The organism is Cellulomonas aerilata, from assembly GCF_007991755.1.
Taxonomy (GTDB): Bacteria; Actinomycetota; Actinomycetes; order Actinomycetales; family Cellulomonadaceae; genus Pengzhenrongella; species Pengzhenrongella aerilata.
On record NZ_BJYY01000019.1, the window covers coordinates 103,613 to 123,118 of the forward strand.

Consider the following 19,506-nt stretch of genomic DNA (forward strand, 5'->3'; position numbering starts at 1 on the left):
GTCGGGCCACGGTCGGGCCCCGGTCACGCCGGGGCCGACCCGGGCACGTGAGGTCAGATCCCGGAGTGCGACCGGACCAGCACGTCGACGTCGGCCGGGTCCCCGAGCACGTCCACGTGCGCAGCGCTCGCGCGACCGAACGCGTGCAGGGCGAGCTCGCCCACCTCGCCGCGCACGATCACCGTCCCGGCGTCGCCGCGGGGGCGGCGCACGGCCTTGCGCGGGCCTCCGGGGACCACGAGCACGACCCCCACGCCCGCCCTGCGGTACAGCAGCGGCGCCGAACGCGACAGCCGCGCCCACAGCGCCTCGGCGTGCGCCGGCTCGAGCGCGCGGGGCGTGCCCTGCCCGGCGCCGCGACGCACGTCCTCGGTGTGGATGAAGAACTCGAGCAGGTTGGCGCCGTCGCCCATGCGGGCGGCCGGGCTCAGGCGCGCCGGGCCGCGGTCGACGCGGGCGACGAGCGCGGCGTAGCCCGCCCAGTCGCCCGACCGGTCCCCGAGCTCGGCGATCCGCCGCTCCGCGTGCGGGTTGAGCAAGGGCAGCGCGGCGCCGGCCGCGACGAGCGGTGCGGACTCCCGGAGCACGACGTGCGCCGCCAGGTGCCGGCTGCGCCACCCGGTGCACAGGGTCGGCGCGTCGGGACCGGCCTCCCGCAGCGCATGGGCGAGGGCGGCTCGCTCGACGGGGTGCCAGGGCATGGGCGTGATGCTGCCATGCGGTCGGCCTCGCGCGCGTGCGAAGATCGACGCATCCCCTGACCCTGCGAAGGAGTGATGTGCCCGCGCGTCCGAGATCCGGCCCCGCTGCAGTCCGGCAGCACGCCCTGACCGGGTCCGTGCTGCGCCGGTCGGTGCAGGTCATGACGCGGGGTATCGCCGCGGAGCCGCGGGTCTACACGGTCGCGATCGTCGTGTCGGCCCTGTTCGGCGCGTGCACGGTGGCGGTCAGCCAGGTGCTTGGGGAGGTGACCGACCGCGTCGTCGTCCCGGCGATCGCCGGCGACGCCGCCGCCCGCGCCGACGTGTGGCTGGCCGGTCTGGCGATGGTCGCCGTCGCGGTGACCCTCGGCGTGACCGTGGCGCTGCGGCGGATCTTCGCGGGGGTCGGCTACGCCAACCTGCAGGCCCGCCACCGCACCGGCGTCACCCGCCAGTACCTGCGCCTGCCGATGTCGTGGCACCGCCGCCACCCCACCGGCCAGCTGCTGTCCAACGCCAGCTCGGACGTGGAGGCCGCGACGGGCGTGTTCAACCCGCTGCCGTTCGCGCTCGGGGTGGTCGTGATGATCGCCGTCGCCGCGGTGGCCCTCGTGCGCACCGACGTGTGGCTCGCCCTGGCGGCGCTGACCGTCCTGCCGCTGGCCGTGCTCGCCAACCTGCTCTTCCAGCGGAAGATGTCGCCGCAGGTCATGCGCGCCCAGAGCCTGCGAGCCGCCGTCGCGGACATCGCGCACGAGAGCTTCGAGGCCGCCACCCTGGTCAAGTCGCTGGGCACCGAGGCCCGCGAGGAGCGCCGGTTCGCCGGACGCACCCGCGAGCTGCGCGAGGCCAACGTCCGGGTGGGCATCGTCCGTGCGATCTTCGACCCGGTCATCGACCTGCTGCCCGGCATCGGCACGCTGCTGGTGCTCGGTGTGGGGACCGTGCGGATCGGGTCCGGCGCCGTCGACACCGGTGACGTCGTCTCCGCCGCGTACCTGCTGACCCTGCTGGCGGTGCCGGTCCGGGCGTTCGGCTGGGTGCTGGGCGAGCTCCCGCGGTCGCTGGTCGGGTACGACCGGATCGCGCGGGTGCTCGACTCCGAGGGTGCGCTCGTGCCCGGGAGCGTCCCGCTGCCGGCGGCCGGCGCCGGGGCGCACGTGCAGATGCGGGGCGTCGCGGTCGACGTCCCCGCCCCCGACGGGACCGCGCGGCTGCTCGACGACGTGGACCTCGACATCCGCCCCGGCCGCACCGTCGCGGTCGTCGGGGTCACCGGCGCCGGCAAGACCACGCTGGTCAGCCTGCTCAGCCGCCTGTCGGACCCCACCGACGGCCGGGTGCTCGTCGACGGCCTGGACCTGCGCACGATCCGCGCCGAGGACCTGACGTCGCAGGTGGCGCTCGTGGGGCAGTCCACGTTCGTCTTCGAGGACACCGTCCGGTCCAACGTCACGCTCGCCGACGCCGGCGACCCCGCCGCGCCGGACGACGCCGCCGTCTGGGACGCGCTGCGCCTGGCGCGCGTCGACGACGTCGTCGCGGCGCTGCCGGGCGGCCTGGACGCGCCGCTCGGCGAGCGCGGCGCCAACCTGTCCGGCGGGCAGCGTCAGCGGCTGGCCATCGCCCGCGCGCTGGTGCGCCGCCCGCGCGTGCTGGTGCTCGACGACGCGACGTCGGCCGTCGACCCGCGCATCGAGCAGCAGATCCTCACCGGCCTGCGCGGGGAGCGGACCGGACGGTCCGAGCGCCGGGGCGGCGGGTACGTCGAGGGCGCGCGCGACCCCGGGGCGGACGGCCGCTACACCGGCCCCACCGTGGTGATGGTCGCCTACCGGATGTCGTCGGTGACCATGGCCGACGAGGTCGTGCACCTGGACGCCGGGCGCGTGGTCGACCGCGGCACCCACGCCGAGCTGCTCGCCCGCGACCCCGGGTACCGGCGGCTGGCCACCGCGTACGAGCGCGAGTCGGCCCGGCGCACGGAGGAGGCGCTCGACGACGACGCCGTCGCGGCCGTGGACGAGGACGGCGACCACGAGGGAGTCGCAGACGGCGTCGGCGTCGGGGTCGGCGCCCGTGAGGACGAGGGGTCGGACCGATGAGCGCCACCACCGCCCGCAGCGCCCGGCCCGGCGCGGCCGGTGCGCCCGGCGCCGCGGACGACGCCGACGGTCCCGACGCCTCGCGCATCGCCACCGCCAGCGGGCTCGGCGTGCTGGCGACCCTGCGGCGCGGGGTGCAGGTGTCCCCGGAGATCGTCCAGGGCCTGTGGCTCACCGTCCTGCTCGCGGTGCTGGCCGCGGTCGGCCGCGTCGTCGTGCCGATCGCCGTGCAGCAGACCATCGACACCGGCGTGCTCGCCGGCGGCGGCCCGGACGTCCGGCGCGTCGTCACGCTCGTCGTCGCGGCGGGGTTCTGCCTGCTCGCGGCGGGCGTGTGCTCCGCGGTGGTCAACATCCGGCTGTTCCGGTCCACCGAGGCCGGTCTGGCGACGCTGCGGGTGCGCGCGTTCCGGCACGTGCACGACCTGTCCGTGCTGACCCAGGGCACCGAGCGGCGCGGCTCGCTCGTCTCCCGCGTCACCTCCGACGTCGACACGATCTCGCTGTTCGTGCAGTGGGGCGGCATCATGCTGCTCGTCTCGGTGCTGCAGATCGCCGTGGCGACCGCGCTGATGGCCGTCTACTCCTGGCAGCTCACGCTCCTGGTGTGGGCGTGCTTCCTGCCGCTGATGGTCGTGCTGCGTCCCGCGCAGCGGCGGGTCAACCAGGCCTACACGGTCGTGCGCGAGCGCATGGGCGCCATGCTCGGCGCGATCTCCGAGGCCGTCGTCGGGGCCGAGACGATCCGTGCCTACGGCGTCGCCGCCCGGGTCCAGCGCCGCATCGACGCCGCGATCCGCGCGACCCGGGACGCGCAGGTCCGGGCGCAGAAGCTGGTCTCGGTCGTGTTCTCCAGCGGCGTGCTGGTCTCCAACCTGGTGCTGTCCGCGGTCGTCGTCGTCGGTACCCTGCTCGGGGCGGCCGGCGACATCAGCGTGGGCCGCCTGCTCGCGTTCCTGTTCCTCGTGCAGCTGTTCACCGGACCGGTGCAGATGGCGACCGAGATCCTCAACGAGCTGCAGAACGCCGTCGCGGGCTGGCGGCGGGTGCTCGCCGTCCTGGAGACCCACGTCGAGGTCGCCGACCCCGGCCCGGACGCCGTCCGCAGCCCGCGCGGTCCGGCCACGGTCGAGCTGCGCAAGGTGGAGTTCGCCTACCCCGACGGCCCGCCGGTGCTGCGCGACGTCGACCTGGTCCTGCCCGCCGGGCGGTCCGTCGCGGTCGTCGGTGCGACGGGGTCGGGCAAGACGACGATGGCCAAGCTGCTGGTCCGGTTCATGGACCCCACCCGCGGCCAGGTGCTGCTGGACGGCGTCGACCTGCGCCGGATCGCCACCGACGACCTGCGCAGCCGCGTCGTCGTCGTCCCGCAGGAGGGGTTCCTGTTCGACGGCACGCTGCTGGAGAACATCGCCTACGGGCTGCGCGGCCCGGACGCCCAGGCCGCCCCCGACGTCGTCGAGGCGCGGGTCCAGGGGGCGGTCGACGCGCTGGGGCTGACCGACTGGCTCGCCGAGGTGCCGTTCGGGCTGGCCACCGACGTCGGCCAGCGCGGGGAGTCGCTGTCGGCGGGGGAGCGCCAGCTTGTCGCGCTCGCGCGCGCGTACCTGGCCGAGGCCGACCTGCTCGTCCTGGACGAGGCGACGTCCGCGGTGGACCCGGCCACCGAGGTCCGGATCGCCCGCGCGCTGGACTCGCTCACCGCCGGGCGCAGCACCGTGACGATCGCCCACCGGCTGTCCACCGCCGAGGCCGCGGACCTGGTTGTCGTGGTCGACGCCGGACGGGTCGTGGAGGTCGGCCCGCACACCGAGCTCGTCACGGCCGGCGGGCTGTACTCCGCCATGCACGCGTCCTGGGTGTCGCAGACCCGCTGACGCGCGCCCGCAGGCGGTCGGCCGGTCCGGCGCCGCCCGGCACGGCGCGCCGTGGGAGAATCGCGGGCGTGTCCGCCCTGCCACCCCCCGAGTCCCCCGAGCAGCCCCTCGACCCGACCCTGGCCGCGCGCCTGAAGCGCGACGGCGACGGTCTCGTCGCGGCGATCGTCCAGCAGCACGACACCGGCGAGGTGCTCATGCTCGGCTGGATGGACGACGAGGCGCTGCGCCGCACGCTGACGACCGGCCGGGTGACGTTCTGGAGCCGCTCGCGCGGGGAGTACTGGCGCAAGGGGGACACGTCCGGCCACGCCCAGTACGTCACGTCGGTCGCGATCGACTGCGACGGTGACGCGCTGCTCGTGCGCGCGGACCAGGTGGGCGCCGCGTGCCACACCGGCGCCCGGACGTGCTTCCACGCCGGCGGCGAGCTGCCGGCCGTCGTGGGGACGCGCCCGGAGCCGGCCCACGTCCCCCGGGTGGCCGCCCGATGACCGCCGGCAGCGCGCCGGCCCCCGACGTCCGGGCCGACGTGACCGTCGGACCGGACGAGGAGCTCGCGCCCGTCCAGGTGCCCTGGGGTGCGACGTGGCCGGCGCTGGAGGACTTCCGTGGCCTGGCAGTGAGCCGCCGGGTCGTCCCCGTGGTCCGCCGCCTGCTCGCCGACGACGTCACGCCGGTGGGCCTGTACCGCACGCTGGCCGGCGGACGACCGGGCACGTTCGTCCTGGAGTCCGCGGAGAGCGACGGCTCCTGGTCGCGCCACTCGTTCGTCGGCGTGCGCTCGCGGGCCACGCTGACCGTCGCCGACGGCGCCGCGGTCTGGACCGGTGACGTCCCGTCGGGCGTGCCGACCGAGGGGGCGCCGCTGGACGTGCTGCAGCGGACCCTGGAGGTGCTCCGCACGCCGGCGGTGCCCGGGCTCCCGCCGCTGACCGGCGGGCTCGTCGGCGCGCTCGGCTGGGACATCGTGCGGCACTGGGAGCCGACGCTCCCGGCGAAGGCGCCGCGCGAGCTGGACGTCCCCGAGATGACGCTGTGCCTGGCCACCGACCTCGCGGTCGTCGACCACGTCGACGGGTCGGTCTGGCTGATCGCCAACGCGATCAACTTCGACGACACCGACGAGCGCGTGGACGAGGCCCACGCGGACGCGGTGGCGCGGCTCGACGCGATGCAGGCAGCCCTGGGCCGCCCGACGCCCCGGGAGACCGCCGTGCTCGTGCCGGGCCCGGAGCCGGCGCTGGAGTTCCGCTCCACGCGCGAGGAGTTCGAGGCGGCGGTGCGGGCCGGCAAGGAGGCCATCCGGGACGGCGAGGTGTTCCAGGTGGTGCTGTCCCAGCGCCTGGACCTGGACTGCCCGGCGGACCCGCTGGACGTGTACCGCGTGCTGCGGACGATCAACCCCAGCCCGTACATGTACCTGTTCCAGCTGCAGGACGCCGCGGGTCAGGACTTCGCCGTCGTGGGGTCCAGCCCCGAGACGCTGGTCAAGGTGACGTCCGGGCGCGTGGTCACGTTCCCGATCGCGGGGTCCCGGCCGCGCGGCGCCACGCCGGAGGAGGACGTCACGCTGGGGGAGGAGCTGCTGGCCGACCCCAAGGAGCGGGCCGAGCACATCATGCTCGTGGACCTGTCCCGCAACGACCTGGTCAAGGTCTGCGAGCCGACCAGCGTCGAGGTCGTCGAGCTCATGGCGGTCAAGCGGTTCAGCCACATCATGCACATCTGCTCGACGGTCGTCGGCACGCTGCGACCCGGCGCCACCGCGCTCGGCGCCCTGGCGGCGACGTTCCCGGCGGGGACCCTGTCCGGTGCGCCGAAGCCGCGCGCGATGGCGCTGATCGACGAGCTCGAGCCGGCCCGGCGCGGCATCTACGGCGGCACCGCCGGGTACTTCGACTTCGCAGGGAACATGGACATGGCGATCGCCATCCGCACCGCGCTCATCGCCGGCGGACGCGCGAGCGTCCAGGCAGGCGGCGGCATCGTCGCGGACTCGGTCCCGGCGCTGGAGTACGAGGAGTCCCGCAACAAGGCGGCCGCCGCCGTGCGTGCGGTGCAGATCGCGTCCCGCCTGCGGGCGGTGGCGCCGTGAGCGGGGCGACGTCGGCGGGGCGGACGCACCACGGCCCCCACCGCGACGGCCCCCACGGCGACGGCCACCGCAACGGCGACGGCGACGGCCTGCCGGACGACCGGGGTGCCGAGCCGGCCCGCACCGGACGCCGACGGGCGATCCTCACCGTGCTCGCGCTGGCCCTGGTGACGCTGCTGAGCTCCGTGCCGGTGTGGCTGCGCACCGCCGGAACGACCGCCCTGCAGGGCGACGTGCCCGTCACCGTGACGGGGACCCAGGCGGCGCCCGGCATCCCCGCAGCCGCGCTCGTGCTCCTGTCGGCCGGCATCGCGATCGGCCTGGTCGGCCGCGCCGGCCGGTGGGTGCTGGTCGGTGCGGTGGCCCTCAGCGGCGTGCTCGCGACCGTGTCCGCCGTCCTGGTCGCCGCCGGACCGGACGACGTGGCCCGGACGGCCGTCGCCGCCGCGACCGGCGTCGACACGCTCGCCGAGCCGGTCGCGCTCTCGCCGTGGCCGTACGTCGCCGCCGTCGTCGGCCTCGTCGTGCTCGCGGCGGCCGGGTGGCTGGCGTCGACGTCGGGCACCTGGGCGCGTCCCTCCGCGCGCCACGACGTCGCGGCCGGCCCCGCGGCCGTGCCGGACGACGACCAGGCCGCGTGGGACGCGCTGAGCCGGGGGCAGGACCCGAGCTGACGCCCTCACCGGCCGCCGGCCGAGCGTGCGCCCTGCGCCTCGCACCGGCCGTGCCGCGCGGCGCGGCCCCGGGGGTCGGCGCAGGTCCGGGGCGATAGGCTCGGACGCAGGTACCGCAGATGAAAGGCACACGCGCATGGCCGACTACGCCACCACCCGGTCCGAGACCGCCTACCTCCCGCCCAAGGCGCCGCCCACGAACCACGGGCACACCACGGCCGCCTGGACGACCACGGTCCTGGTCATCATCGGCTTCCTGGTCGCCGCCGCCGGCATGGTCACCACGATCGACTGGCTGTTCTGGACCGGCGTGGGCGTCACCGTCGGAGGCGTCCTGCTCGGCAAGATCCTGCAGGTCATGGGCCACGGCCAGGGCGGCGACAAGACGCTCGCGAAGCAGCAGCGCGCAGCCGCGGCCGGCCGCTCCCACTGACCGCCCGCGACACCCGGCGCGTGGCGCCCCGTCGCCCGGCGCCGCCCCGTCGACCTGCGCGGGTCGCACCGGCCCGGTGCCACCGCGTGACGGCGCCCGCCGACCCCCGCCGGACCCCGGCGCACGACCGCTGCGATCTGCCTGACCACCGCTCCACCCCGACCCCCACACCACGGAGGCCTGATGTCGTCCTCGATGAACCCGCCCGACCCGTACGGCACGGGCGACCAGTCGGGGTCGACCCCGTCCGGTGACGCGTCGGGAGGGTCGACGCCGGGGTACGGCTCCCAGCCCTACGGCTCGACGCCGCCGGCCTACGGGTCCACCCCGCCCGCCTACGGGTCCACCCCGCCGGCGTACGGGTCGGACGACCAGGGCCAGTTCGGCTCGCAGGGGTCCTACGGCTCCCAGCCCGCCTACGGGACGCAGTACTCCGGGGGCTACGGGGCGCCGTCCGCGTACGGGCAGGCCGGGTACTACCCCAAGAACAGCCTCGCGGTGTGGTCGCTCGTGCTCGGGATCGTCTCGTTCGTCCTGTCCTGCGGTCTGTTCACCGGCATCCCGGCCATCATCGTCGGGCACCGGGCCCGCACGGCGGTGGCCGAGGGGCAGGCCAACAACGGCGGCATGGCGACCGCCGGGATCGTCCTGGGCTGGATCGCGACGATCCTCAGCCTGCTCGGCGTGATCCTCGTGATCATCCTCATCGCCACCGGCGCGTTCGCCGAGTTCGCCGCGAACAGCACGTCCACCAACCAGACGTTCTGACCCGTGCACGCCAGGCACGACCCGGACGGCCCGGTCCCCCGCGGGGGACCGGGCCGTCCGGCCGTCCGGACGCGGGCCGGTGCCGGGGACGTCCGGCTGCCGGTCGCCGTCGGCCTGGCCGCCCTGGGCGGGGTGGTGGCCCTCGGGCTCTCCGACCCGTACCGGCCCGGCCGGCACCTCGTCTGCCCGCTGCTGGTCCTCACCGGGCTGCTGTGCCCCGCGTGCGGCTCCCAGCGCGCGGTGCACAGCCTGGCCCACGGGGAGCTCGCCGCCGCGTGGGACATGAACCCCCTGCTCGTGGTGCTCGCGCCGGTGGTGCTGGTGGCGTGGGCGCGGTGGCTGCTGCGGCGCGTGGCGCCGGACCGGCGTGGCGCGCCGCGCGTCGGCAGCGGACCGGCCCGGGTGCGGGCGCTGGCCTCCGCCGGGTCGCCGTGGGCCCTGCTCGTCGTCGTCCTGGCGTTCGGGGTGCTGCGCAACGTCCCGGCGCTCGCGCCCGCGCTCGGGCCGTGACGCGGTCCGACGTGCGCCTGACCAGGGACGACGCCTCGGCCGGACCGTGCCGGGGCCGCTGGGCGGGGTCCCGGGCGGCCGCCGGGCGGGGTCCCGGGTGCTGGGCCGTGGTCGGTGTCACACCCGGACGGCTTTACGATGTTGTCCAGCCTGCGGCGGTCCCCACGAAGCTGCACGGGAGTCGGTGGGCGGTTCGCTCCAGGGAGGTGTGGTCACGATGACGGTGCTCGACGAGATCGTTGCGGGAGTCCGGGAGGACCTGGCGGTCCGCGAGGCGGCAACCCCTCTGGACCTGGTGAAGGAGCGCGCCGCGCGCGTCCCCGGCGCCAAGGAGTGCGTGAGCCGGCTGCGCGACGACGAGGCGGTCGCGGTCATCGCCGAGGTCAAGCGCTCCAGCCCCAGCCGCGGACCGCTGGCCACCATCACTGACCCCGCCGCGCTCGCCGCGGAGTACGAGAAGGGCGGCGCGCACTGCATCTCGGTGCTCACCGAGCAGCGCCGCTTCAACGGCTCCCTGGCGGACCTGGACGCCGTCCGCGGGGCGGTCGACATCCCGATCCTGCGCAAGGACTTCGTCGTCAGCCCGTACCAGATCTGGGAGGCGCGGGCGCACGGCGCCGACGTCGTCCTGCTCATCGTGGCGGCGCTGGAGCAGACCGTGCTGACCTCGTTCGTCGAGCGCGTGCACTCCCTGGGCATGACCGCGCTCGTCGAGGTGCACGACACCGAGGAGGTCGCCCGCGCGGCCGACGCCGGCGCGCGGGTCATCGGCGTCAACGCCCGCGACCTCAAGACGCTCGAGGTCGACCGGGACACGTTCGCCCGCGTGGCGCCGTCCATCCCCGCCGGCATCGTCAAGATCGCCGAGTCCGGGGTCCGCGGGCCGCACGACGTCATGGACTTCGCCCGCGCCGGCGCGGACGCCGTCCTGGTCGGCGAGGCCCTCGTGACCGACGACGCCCCGCGCCAGTCGGTCGCCGACCTCGTGGCTGCGGGGGCGCACCCGTCCCTGCGTGCGGTGCGCCGCTGACGCCGACACCGATGGCACGGCGCCGGACGCACACCCACGACTGATCCCATCAGAAGGAGACCACCGGTGGACCACCCCGACCGGTCGATCGCAGACTCGCTCGCCACGCTCGAGGGCCCGTACTTCGGGGACTTCGGCGGCCGCTTCGTGCCCGAGGCGCTCATCGCGGCCCTGGACGAGCTGGACACCGAGTACCAGAAGGCCAAGGTCGACCCCGGCTTCACCGGCGAGCTCGCCCGCCTGCACCGGACGTACACCGGCCGGCCGAGCATCATCACCGAGGTGCCGCGGTTCGCGAAGCACGCGGGCGGTGCCCGGGTCATCCTCAAGCGCGAGGACCTGAACCACACCGGGTCGCACAAGATCAACAACGTGCTGGGCCAGGCGCTGCTCACCAAGCGCATCGGCAAGACGCGCGTCATCGCCGAGACGGGCGCCGGGCAGCACGGCGTCGCCACGGCGACCGCCGCCGCGCTTTTCGACCTGGACTGCGTGATCTACATGGGCGAGGAGGACACCCGCCGGCAGGCGCTCAACGTCGCCCGCATGCGTCTGCTCGGCGCCGAGGTCATCCCGGTGACCACGGGTTCGCGCACGCTCAAGGACGCGATCAACGAGGCGCTGCGCGACTGGGTGACCAACGTCGAGACGACGAACTACGTCTTCGGCACGGTCGCCGGCCCGCACCCGTTCCCGGCCATGGTCCGGGACCTGCAGCGGATCATCGGCGAGGAGGCGCGCGCCCAGGTGCTGGACCTCGTGGGGCGGCTGCCCGACGCCGTCGCGGCGTGCGTCGGCGGCGGGTCGAACGCGATCGGCATCTTCCACGCGTTCCTCGACGACGCGTCCGTGCGGCTGATCGGCCTGGAGGCCGGCGGCGACGGCGTGGAGACCGGGCGGCACGCCGCCACGATCACCGCCGGCGCCCCGGGCGTCCTGCACGGCGCCCGCTCGTTCCTCCTGCAGGACGAGGACGGCCAGACGATCGAGAGCCACTCCATCTCCGCGGGGCTCGACTACCCCGGCGTCGGGCCCGAGCACTCGTGGCTGGCGAGCATCCACCGCGCGGAGTACCGGCCGATCACCGACGCCCAGGCGATGGACGCGTTCAAGGTGATGTGCCGGACGGAGGGGATCATCCCCGCCATCGAGTCCTCCCACGCGCTGGCCGGCGCCATGCAGCTCGGCCGGGAGCTCGGCCCGGACGCGGTGATCCTGGTGAACCTGTCCGGGCGCGGCGACAAGGACGTGGAGACCGCGGCGCGCTGGTTCGGCATGCTGGACGACGACCCGGCGGCCAACGTCGCCGAGATCCCGGGGGAGGAGAAGTGAGCGCCCCCTCGCGGAACCGGTCCGGGGAGCGCCTCGACGCCCTGCGCGCCGAGGGTCGCGCGGCGCTGATCGGCTACCTCCCGGTCGGGTTCCCGGACGTCGCGGGCTCCGTCGCCGCGGCCGTCGCCATGGTCGAGGCCGGCGTCGACGTCATCGAGCTGGGCATCGCGTACTCCGACCCCGTCATGGACGGCCCCGTCATCCAGGACGCCGTAGAGCGCGCCCTGGCGGGCGGCGTGCGGGTCCGCGACGTGTTCGGCGCGGTCGAGGGCATCGCCGCGACCGGTGCGCCGGTGCTGGTCATGAGCTACTTCAACCCGATCCTGCGCTACGGCGTCGACCGCTTCGCGCGCGACCTCGCCGCGGCCGGCGGCGCCGGGATCATCACCCCCGACCTCATCCCGGACGAGGCGGGCGAGTGGATCGCCGCGTCCGACGCGCACGACCTGGACCGGGTGTTCCTGGTCGCGCCGTCCTCCACCCCCGAGCGCCTCACGTCCACCGCGGCCGCCTCGCGCGGCTTCGTCTACGCCGCCTCGACCATGGGGGTCACCGGGGAGCGGACGTCCCTGGGGGACCGGGCCGCCGACCTCGTCGCGGACACCCGCGCGGCCGGCGCCGAGCGGGTCTGCGTCGGTCTCGGGGTGTCCACCGGGCAGCAGGCCGAGCAGGTCGCCGCCTACGCGGACGGCGTCATCGTCGGCTCCGCCTTCGTCGGCCCGCTCGTGCGCGCGTCAGGCCCCGCGCAGGGGCTGGAGGCGGTGGCCGCGGTCGCGGCCGACCTGTCGGCCGGCGTGCGCCGCGCCGTCCGCGTCCCCCGTTGAGGCTCGCGGTCCCGGGGACGGGCCTGCTGCCCGCGGCGATCCCGAGCCCGCCGGAGTCGGTCTGGCACCTGGGCCCGTTCCCGGTGCGCGCGTACGCGCTGGCGATCCTCGCCGGCATCGCGGCCGCCCTGTGGCTGACGACCAGGCGCTGGGTCGCCCGCGGGGGCGGTGACGACACCGTCCTGGAGATCGCCTTCTGGGCCGTGCCGTTCGGCATCGTCGGCGGGCGGGTCTACCACGTGCTCAGCTCGCCGGACGCGTACTTCGGGCCGGGCGGCGACCCCGTGCGGGCCCTGTACGTGTGGGAGGGCGGCCTGGGGATCTGGGGCGCGATCGCCCTCGGCGCGGTCGGTGCCTGGATCGGCTGCCGGCGCCAGGGCGTGCGGCTCGCCCCGTTCGCGGACGCGCTCGCGCCTGGTCTGCTCGTCGCCCAGGCGATCGGCCGGCTGGGCAACTGGTTCAACCAGGAGCTCTTCGGGGGGCCGACGACGCTGCCCTGGGGGCTGGAGATCGACCCCACCGGCGTGACGTTCCCCACGGGGTACGACGCCGGGACGCTGTTCCACCCGACGTTCCTGTACGAGCTGCTGTGGAACCTCGCCGGCGCGGTGCTGATCGTCCGGCTCGACCGCCGCCTCCGGCTGGGCCACGGGCGGGTGTTCTGGCTGTACGTCCTGACCTACACGGTGGGCCGGCTCTGGATCGAGTGGCTGCGGATCGACCCCGCGGAGCAGGTCCTCGGGCTGCGGCTGAACGTCTGGACGTCCCTCATCGTGGGGCTGGTCGCGCTGATATTCTTCCTGGTGCTCGGCCGCCGTCATCCGGGGCGCGAGACGACTCTCGACCTGGACCGACCCCGATCTCGGGGGCCGGCCCGGGACGACCACCAGCAGGCCGCGGAGCCCACCACCTGACGGGTGCACGCGAGCCGGCTGAGACGACGTGCGGGGAGCCTGTTCCCGGCATGTATCGTCGCCACACGCCCGGGCCGACGACGTCCCGCCGTTTCCCCCAGTTCCCCCACCCGCCCCCGTGGCAATCGGGACTCCCTGTGAGGACGGTTTCTATGCCCTCGTCGTCGACGCACTCCGCTGCGCTCGTCGCTCCGCCGCGCCAGGGTCTCTACGACCCCGCGAACGAGCACGACAACTGCGGGGTCGCCTTCGTGGCGACGCTGCGCGGCACGCCCGGACGCGACATCGTCGACGCCGGGCTCACCGCGTTGCTCAACCTCGACCACCGCGGCGCCGTCGGCGCGGAGGCGGACAGCGGTGACGGCGCCGGGATCCTCACCCAGATCCCGGACGCGTTCGTCCGCGACGTCGTCGACGCCGAGCTGCCGCCGGCCGGGTTCTACGCGATCGGGATGGCGTTCCTGCCCGTCGACGAGGCCGGGCAGGCCGCCGCCGTGCGGGCGATCGAGGAGATCGCCGCGGAGGAGAAGCTCGACGTCCTGGCGTGGCGCGACGTGCCGGTCACCGCCGACCTGGTGGGGCCGACCGCGCGGGCGTCCATGCCCGTGTTCCGCCAGCTCGTCGTCGCCGACCCGTCCCGCGAGCTGCACGGCGTCGACCTGGACCGTCGCACCTACCGGCTGCGCAAGCGCACCGAGCACGAGCAGGGCATCTTCTTCGCCTCCCTGTCGGCGCGCACGCTGACCTACAAGGGGATGCTGACGACCGGCCAGCTCGAGCCGTTCTTCCCGGACCTGTCCGACCCGCGCTACGCCAGCGAGCTCGCCCTGGTGCACTCGCGCTTCTCCACCAACACCTTCCCGTCCTGGCCGCTGGCCCAGCCGTTCCGGATGATCGCCCACAACGGGGAGATCAACACCGTCAAGGGCAACCGCAACTGGATGGCCGCCCGCACGTCCACCCTGTCCAGCGACAGGCTCGGGGACCTGGGGCCCCTGCTGCCCGTCGTCAGCGAGGGGTCGAGCGACTCGGCCACCTTCGACGAGGTGCTGGAGCTGCTGCACCTGGGCGGCCGCTCGCTGCCGCACGCGGTGCTGATGATGATCCCCGAGGCGTGGGAGAACCACGCCGAGATGGACCCGGCCCGCCGCGCGTTCTACGAGTACCACTCCACGCTCATGGAGCCGTGGGACGGCCCGGCCTGCCTGAACTTCACCGACGGCACCCTCATCGGGGCGGTCCTGGACCGCAACGGCCTTCGCCCTGGCCGGTACTGGGTCACCGAGGACGGTCTGGTCGTGCTGGCGTCCGAGGCGGGCGTGCTGGACATCGACCCGGCGACCGTGGTGCGCAAGGGCCGGCTGGAGCCCGGCCGGATGTTCCTGGTGGACACCGGCGCGGGCCGCATCGTCGAGGACGACGAGATCAAGGCCCAGCTCGCGGCGCAGCGCCCGTACGCCCAGTGGGTTCGGGAGAACAAGGTCGCGCTGTCCGACCTGCCGGAGCGCGAGCACGTGGCGCACTCCTCGGCGTCGGTCCGCCGCCGCCAGCGGGCGTTCGGCTACACCGAGGAGGACCTCAAGGTCCTGCTCACCCCGATGGCCAACGCCGGCGCGGAGCCGCTGGGCGCGATGGGCGCGGACACGCCGGTCGCCGTCCTGTCCCAGCGCCCGCGGCTGCTGTTCGACTACTTCACGCAGCTGTTCGCCCAGGTCACCAACCCGCCGCTGGACGCCATCCGCGAGGAGCTGGTCACGAGCATCGGCGGGGCCATCGGTCCCGAGCCGAACCTGCTCGACGACGCGCCCGAGCACGCCCGCAAGCTGTTCCTGCCGTTCCCGGTCATCGACAACGACGAGCTGGCCAAGATCGCGCGCGTGCACCGCGACCCGCGGCTGGCCGGCGTGTTCAAGGCGATCACCGTGCGCGGCCTGTACCGGGTCGCGGGCGGAGGTGCGGCGCTCCAGGAGCGCCTGGACGAGATCTTCGCGATCGTCGACCGCGCCGTGGACGACGGCGTCAGCTTCATCGTGCTGTCGGACCGCGACGGCGACGCCGACCGCGCCGCGATCCCGTCGCTGCTCCTGGTCAGCGCGGTCCACCACCACCTGCTGCGCCGTCGCACCCGGACCCGGGTGTCGCTGGTCGTCGAGGCCGGGGACGTGCGCGAGGTGCACCACGTCGCCGCGCTCATCGGCTACGGCGCCGCGGCGGTCAACCCGTACCTGGCCATGGAGTCCGTCGAGGACCTGGCCAAGTCCGGCTACCTCGACGTCACGCCGCCCAAGGCGGTCGCCAACCTCATCAAGGCGCTCGGCAAGGGCGTGCTCAAGGTCATGAGCAAGATGGGGATCTCCACGATCGCCTCCTACCGCGGCGCGCAGGTGTTCGAGGCGCTGGGCCTGTCGGAGGACTTCGTCGGGCGCTACTTCACCGGCACCACCAGCCGGCTGGGCGGCGTCGGGCTCGACGTCATCGCGGCCGAGGTCGCCGCGCGGCACGCCGACGCGTACCCGCGCAGCGGCAATCGCCAGCCGCACCAGCGCCTCGCCGAGGGCGGGGACTACCAGTGGCGCCGGGACGGCGAGGAGCACCTCTTCGACCCCGAGACGGTCTTCCGGCTGCAGCACTCCACGCGGACCCGCCAGTTCGACGTCTTCCGCCAGTACACCCGTCGCGTGGACGACCAGTCCCAGCGCCTGATGACCCTGCGCGGGCTGCTGCAGTTCCGCGACGGCGCGCGACCGGCCATCCCGGTCGACCAGGTGGAGCCGGTCAGCGAGATCGTCAAGCGGTTCAACACCGGCGCGATGTCCTACGGCTCCATCTCGGCCGAGGCGCACGAGACCCTCGCGATCGCGATGAACCGCCTCGGCGGGCGGTCGAACTCCGGCGAGGGCGGGGAGGACCCCGCGCGCCTGCACGACCCCGAGCGCCGCAGCCGGGTCAAGCAGATCGCGTCGGGCCGGTTCGGGGTCACCTCGGACTACCTGACGTCGGCCGACGACCTGCAGATCAAGATGGCGCAGGGTGCCAAGCCCGGTGAGGGCGGGCAGCTGCCCGGCCCGAAGGTGTCCCCGTGGATCGCCGCGACGCGGCACTCCACCCCCGGTGTCGGGCTGATCTCGCCGCCGCCGCACCACGACATCTACTCCATCGAGGACCTCGCCCAGCTGATCCACGACCTGAAGAACTCCAACCCGGCGGCGCGCGTGCACGTCAAGCTGGTCAGCCAGGTGGGCGTGGGGACCGTGGCCACCGGGGTGTCCAAGGCGCACGCCGACGTGGTCCTCATCTCCGGGCACGACGGCGGCACCGGCGCGAGCCCGCTGACGTCCCTCAAGCACGCCGGCGGCCCGTGGGAGATCGGCCTGGCCGACACCCAGCAGACGCTCGTGCTCAACGGCCTGCGGGACCGGATCGTCGTGCAGGTCGACGGGCAGATGAAGACCGGCCGCGACGTCGTGATCGCCGCCCTGCTGGGCGCCGAGGAGTTCGGCTTCGCGACCGCTCCGCTGATCGTCGAGGGCTGCATCATGATGCGGGTGTGCCACCTGGACACCTGTCCGGTGGGCGTCGCCACCCAGAACCCCGAGCTGCGTGCCCGGTTCACCGGCAAGCCGGAGTTCGTGGTGACGTTCTTCGAGTACATCGCCCAGGAGGTGCGCGAGTACCTCGCCGCCCTCGGGTTCCGCAGCGTCGACGAGGCCGTGGGCCGGGTCGACGTGCTGGACGCGCGGCGTGCCATCGCGCACTGGAAGGCGGACGGCCTCGACCTCGGTCCCGTCTTGACCAGGCCGGATGCGGACCCCGCGTCGCTCAAGCAGCGGCGCCGGCAGGAGCACGGCCTGGAGCGGGCGCTGGACAACCAGCTCATCGCGCTGTCGGCCGACGCGCTCGAGCGGGCCGAGCCGGTCCGCGTGGACCTGCCGATCCGCAACGTCAACCGCACCGTCGGCACGATGCTCGGGCACGAGGTGACCAAGCGGTACGGCAGCACCGGGCTGGCCGCCGACACCATCGACGTCACGCTGACCGGCTCGGCCGGCCAGTCCCTCGGCGCGTTCCTGCCCGGCGGCGTGACGCTGCGGCTGTACGGCGACGCCAACGACTACGTCGGCAAGGGCCTGTCCGGCGGCCGGATCGTCGTCCGCCCCGACCGGCACGCCCAGCTCGGCGACGGCGACGTCATCGCGGGCAACGTCATCGGCTACGGCGCGACGTCGGGGGAGATCTTCCTGCGCGGCGTCGTCGGCGAGCGGTTCGGGGTGCGCAACTCCGGGGCCACGCTGGTCGTCGAGGGCGTGGGGGACCACGGCTGCGAGTACATGACCGGCGGCACGGTGCTGGTGCTCGGGCGGACCGGACGCAACTTCGCGGCCGGGATGTCCGGTGGCACCGCCTACGTGCTGGACCTGCGCCCCGGCGCGGTCAACGGGGCCGCCCTCGCGGCCGGCGAGCTGCTGCTCGACCCGCTGGACGACGCCGACCTCGTCACGGTGGAGGCGCTGCTGCGCCGGCACCACGAGGAGACCGGGTCGCCGCTGGCCAACGAGCTGCTGGCCGACACCGCTGCCCTGCGCGCGCGCTTCACGCGCGTGCTGCCCACCGAGTTCGCCCGCATGACCGTCGCGATGGCGCGTGCCGAGGCCGAGGGCCTCGACGCGACCAAGCCCGGCGTGTGGGAGCACATCCTGGAGGTGTCCCGTGGTTGACCACCGCGGTTTCCTGAAGGTGCGGGAGCGCGAGCTCCCCGCCAACCGTCCCGTGCCCATCCGCCTGATGGACTGGCGGGAGGTGCACGAGTACCGCCTGGACAACCCGGACGAGGAGGGCCTGGTCAAGCGGCAGGCCGGGCGCTGCATGGACTGCGGCATCCCGTTCTGCCACCAGGGCTGCCCGCTGGGCAACCTCATCCCGGACTGGAACGACCTGACCCGGCGCGGGCAGTGGGGCGACGCGATCGACCGGCTGCACGCGACCAACAACTTCCCCGAGTTCACCGGTCGGATCTGCCCGGCGCCGTGCGAGTCCGCGTGCGTGCTGGGCATCAACCAGGACCCGGTGACCATCAAGAACGTCGAGGTCACCATCGCCGAGGAGGCGTTCTGGCGTGGGCTGGTGACCCCGCAGGTCCCGGTGCGGCTGACCGGCTTCACGGTCGCCGTCGTCGGCTCCGGCCCGGCCGGCCTGGCCGCCGCCCAGCAGCTGACCCGCGCGGGCCACACCGTCGCGGTCTACGAGCGCGACGACGCCATCGGCGGCCTGCTGCGCTACGGCGTCCCGGACTTCAAGCTCGACAAGGGGGTCATCGACCGCCGGCTGGCGCAGATGTCCGCCGAGGGCACGCGGTTCCGTCCCGGGGTGGAGATCGGCAAGGACATCACCTGGCCGCAGCTGCGCGCCCGGTACGACGCCGTCGTCGTCGCGACCGGCGCCCAGGTCCCGCGCGAGCTGCCGCTGCCCGGTCGCGAGCTGGCCGGCATCCACCCGGCGATGGAGTACCTGCACCAGGCGAACGCCGTCGTGGCCGGCCGGGACGTCCCGGACCAGATCACCGCCCAGGGCAAGCACGTCATCGTCATCGGCGGCGGGGACACGGGGTCGGACTGCGTCGGCACCGCGCTGCGCCAGGGGGCCGCGTCCGTGACCACCCTCGCGATCGGCAAGCAGCCGCCCACCGAGCGTCCCGCGCACCAGCCGTGGCCCATGGACCCGACCGTCTTCGAGGTCTCCACGTCCTACGAGGAGGGCGGCGAGCGCGACTACCTCGCGTCCACCGTGTCGTTCCAGGGGTCCGACGGGCGCGTCACCGCGCTGCGGGTGGCCCGCACGGAGTACCTCCCGGACGGACGACGCGTCCCCGCCGGCGGCACCGAGCGCGACATCCCGGCCGACCTCGTCCTCATCGCGATGGGCTTCACCGGCGCGGAGACCGACACACTTGCGGCCCAGGCCGGCGCAGGGGTCACCCCGCGCGGCGTGGTGGCCCGCAGCGACGACTACGCGACCAACCTGCCGGGGGTCTTCGTCGCCGGGGACGCCGGCCGCGGGCAGTCCCTCATCGTGTGGGCGATCGCCGAGGGCCGCGCCGCCGCGGCGTCGGTCGACGCCTACCTCTCGGGCGGCGAGAGCGAGCTGCCCACCCCCATCACGGCGAGCACCGTCTCGCTGCACCCGTAGCCGGCCGCCGTCGCGAGGGGCCGGGACCGTCCCGGCCCCGCGACGGCGCCCGGACGG

15 protein-coding genes are annotated in these 19,506 nt (G+C 74.7%); 14 read left to right on the forward strand and 1 reads right to left on the reverse strand.

Annotation, left to right across the window (positions count from 1 at the left end; genetic code table 11):
* Positions 1-53: 53 nt before the first annotated feature.
* Positions 54-701, reverse strand: a complete 648-nt coding sequence (locus CAE01nite_RS15630; RefSeq protein WP_146906422.1) for a TIGR03085 family metal-binding protein — start codon at positions 699-701, stop codon at positions 54-56.
* 161 nt (positions 702-862) lie between these two features.
* Here CAE01nite_RS15630 and CAE01nite_RS15635 point away from each other — a divergent pair, with 161 nt between their 5' ends.
* The 14 genes from CAE01nite_RS15635 (at position 863) to CAE01nite_RS15700 (ending at position 19,449) form a co-directional block, all read left to right on the forward strand.
* Positions 863-2,806 (forward strand): ABC transporter ATP-binding protein, encoded by a 1,944-nt coding sequence (locus CAE01nite_RS15635; protein ID WP_146906424.1) that lies wholly within the window; start codon positions 863-865, stop codon positions 2,804-2,806.
* Positions 2,803-4,683 carry an ABC transporter ATP-binding protein gene (locus CAE01nite_RS15640; RefSeq protein WP_146906426.1) on the forward strand — a complete coding sequence of 627 codons (1,881 nt, stop codon included), beginning with the start codon at positions 2,803-2,805 and terminating at the stop codon, positions 4,681-4,683. The genes CAE01nite_RS15635 and CAE01nite_RS15640 overlap by 4 nt, the downstream gene beginning before the upstream one ends.
* Before the next feature lie 68 nt (positions 4,684-4,751).
* On the forward strand, positions 4,752-5,177 hold the full coding sequence (hisI, locus tag CAE01nite_RS15645; RefSeq protein ID WP_246131262.1) for a phosphoribosyl-AMP cyclohydrolase: 426 nt from the start codon (positions 4,752-4,754) through the stop codon (positions 5,175-5,177).
* Positions 5,174-6,781, forward strand: a complete 1,608-nt coding sequence (locus CAE01nite_RS15650; protein WP_146906428.1) for an anthranilate synthase component I — start codon at positions 5,174-5,176, stop codon at positions 6,779-6,781. Before hisI ends, CAE01nite_RS15650 begins: the two co-directional genes overlap by 4 nt.
* Positions 6,778-7,455 (forward strand): Trp biosynthesis-associated membrane protein, encoded by a 678-nt coding sequence (locus tag CAE01nite_RS15655; protein WP_146906430.1) that lies wholly within the window; start codon positions 6,778-6,780, stop codon positions 7,453-7,455. Before CAE01nite_RS15650 ends, CAE01nite_RS15655 begins: the two co-directional genes overlap by 4 nt.
* 136 nt (positions 7,456-7,591) lie before the next feature.
* The gene (locus CAE01nite_RS15660) at positions 7,592-7,888 is read left to right on the forward strand and encodes an HGxxPAAW family protein (RefSeq protein WP_146906432.1); all 297 of its coding nucleotides are present in this window, start codon (positions 7,592-7,594) and stop codon (positions 7,886-7,888) included.
* A 183-nt stretch (positions 7,889-8,071) separates the two neighbouring features.
* Entirely contained in the window at positions 8,072-8,656 is a 585-nt protein-coding gene (locus CAE01nite_RS15665) for a DUF4190 domain-containing protein (protein WP_146906434.1), read from the forward strand.
* A 3-nt stretch (positions 8,657-8,659) separates the two neighbouring features.
* Positions 8,660-9,166 carry a DUF2752 domain-containing protein gene (locus CAE01nite_RS15670; RefSeq protein WP_146906436.1) on the forward strand — a complete coding sequence of 169 codons (507 nt, stop codon included), beginning with the start codon at positions 8,660-8,662 and terminating at the stop codon, positions 9,164-9,166.
* Positions 9,167-9,383: 217 nt separating this feature from the next.
* A complete protein-coding gene (gene trpC / locus CAE01nite_RS15675) occupies positions 9,384-10,196 on the forward strand; it encodes an indole-3-glycerol phosphate synthase TrpC (protein ID WP_146906438.1) in 813 nt (270 codons plus the stop codon).
* Positions 10,197-10,262: 66 nt separating this feature from the next.
* Complete coding sequence (gene trpB / locus CAE01nite_RS15680) at positions 10,263-11,528, forward strand: tryptophan synthase subunit beta (RefSeq protein ID WP_371862909.1); 1,266 nt, start codon at positions 10,263-10,265, stop codon at positions 11,526-11,528.
* Positions 11,525-12,352: a tryptophan synthase subunit alpha gene (gene trpA / locus CAE01nite_RS15685; RefSeq protein WP_146906439.1), complete on the forward strand. Its 828-nt coding sequence runs from the start codon at positions 11,525-11,527 to the stop codon at positions 12,350-12,352. Before trpB ends, trpA begins: the two co-directional genes overlap by 4 nt.
* Complete coding sequence (gene lgt, locus CAE01nite_RS15690; RefSeq protein ID WP_246131263.1) at positions 12,349-13,266, forward strand: prolipoprotein diacylglyceryl transferase; 918 nt, start codon at positions 12,349-12,351, stop codon at positions 13,264-13,266. The genes trpA and lgt overlap by 4 nt, the downstream gene beginning before the upstream one ends.
* A gap of 152 nt (positions 13,267-13,418) precedes the next feature.
* Positions 13,419-17,981, forward strand: coding sequence for a glutamate synthase large subunit (gene gltB, locus CAE01nite_RS15695; RefSeq protein WP_186816620.1), 4,563 nt, complete (start codon positions 13,419-13,421; stop codon positions 17,979-17,981).
* On the forward strand, positions 17,974-19,449 hold the full coding sequence (locus tag CAE01nite_RS15700) for a glutamate synthase subunit beta (protein WP_146906443.1): 1,476 nt from the start codon (positions 17,974-17,976) through the stop codon (positions 19,447-19,449). The genes gltB and CAE01nite_RS15700 overlap by 8 nt, the downstream gene beginning before the upstream one ends.
* Positions 19,450-19,506: the final 57 nt, after the last annotated feature.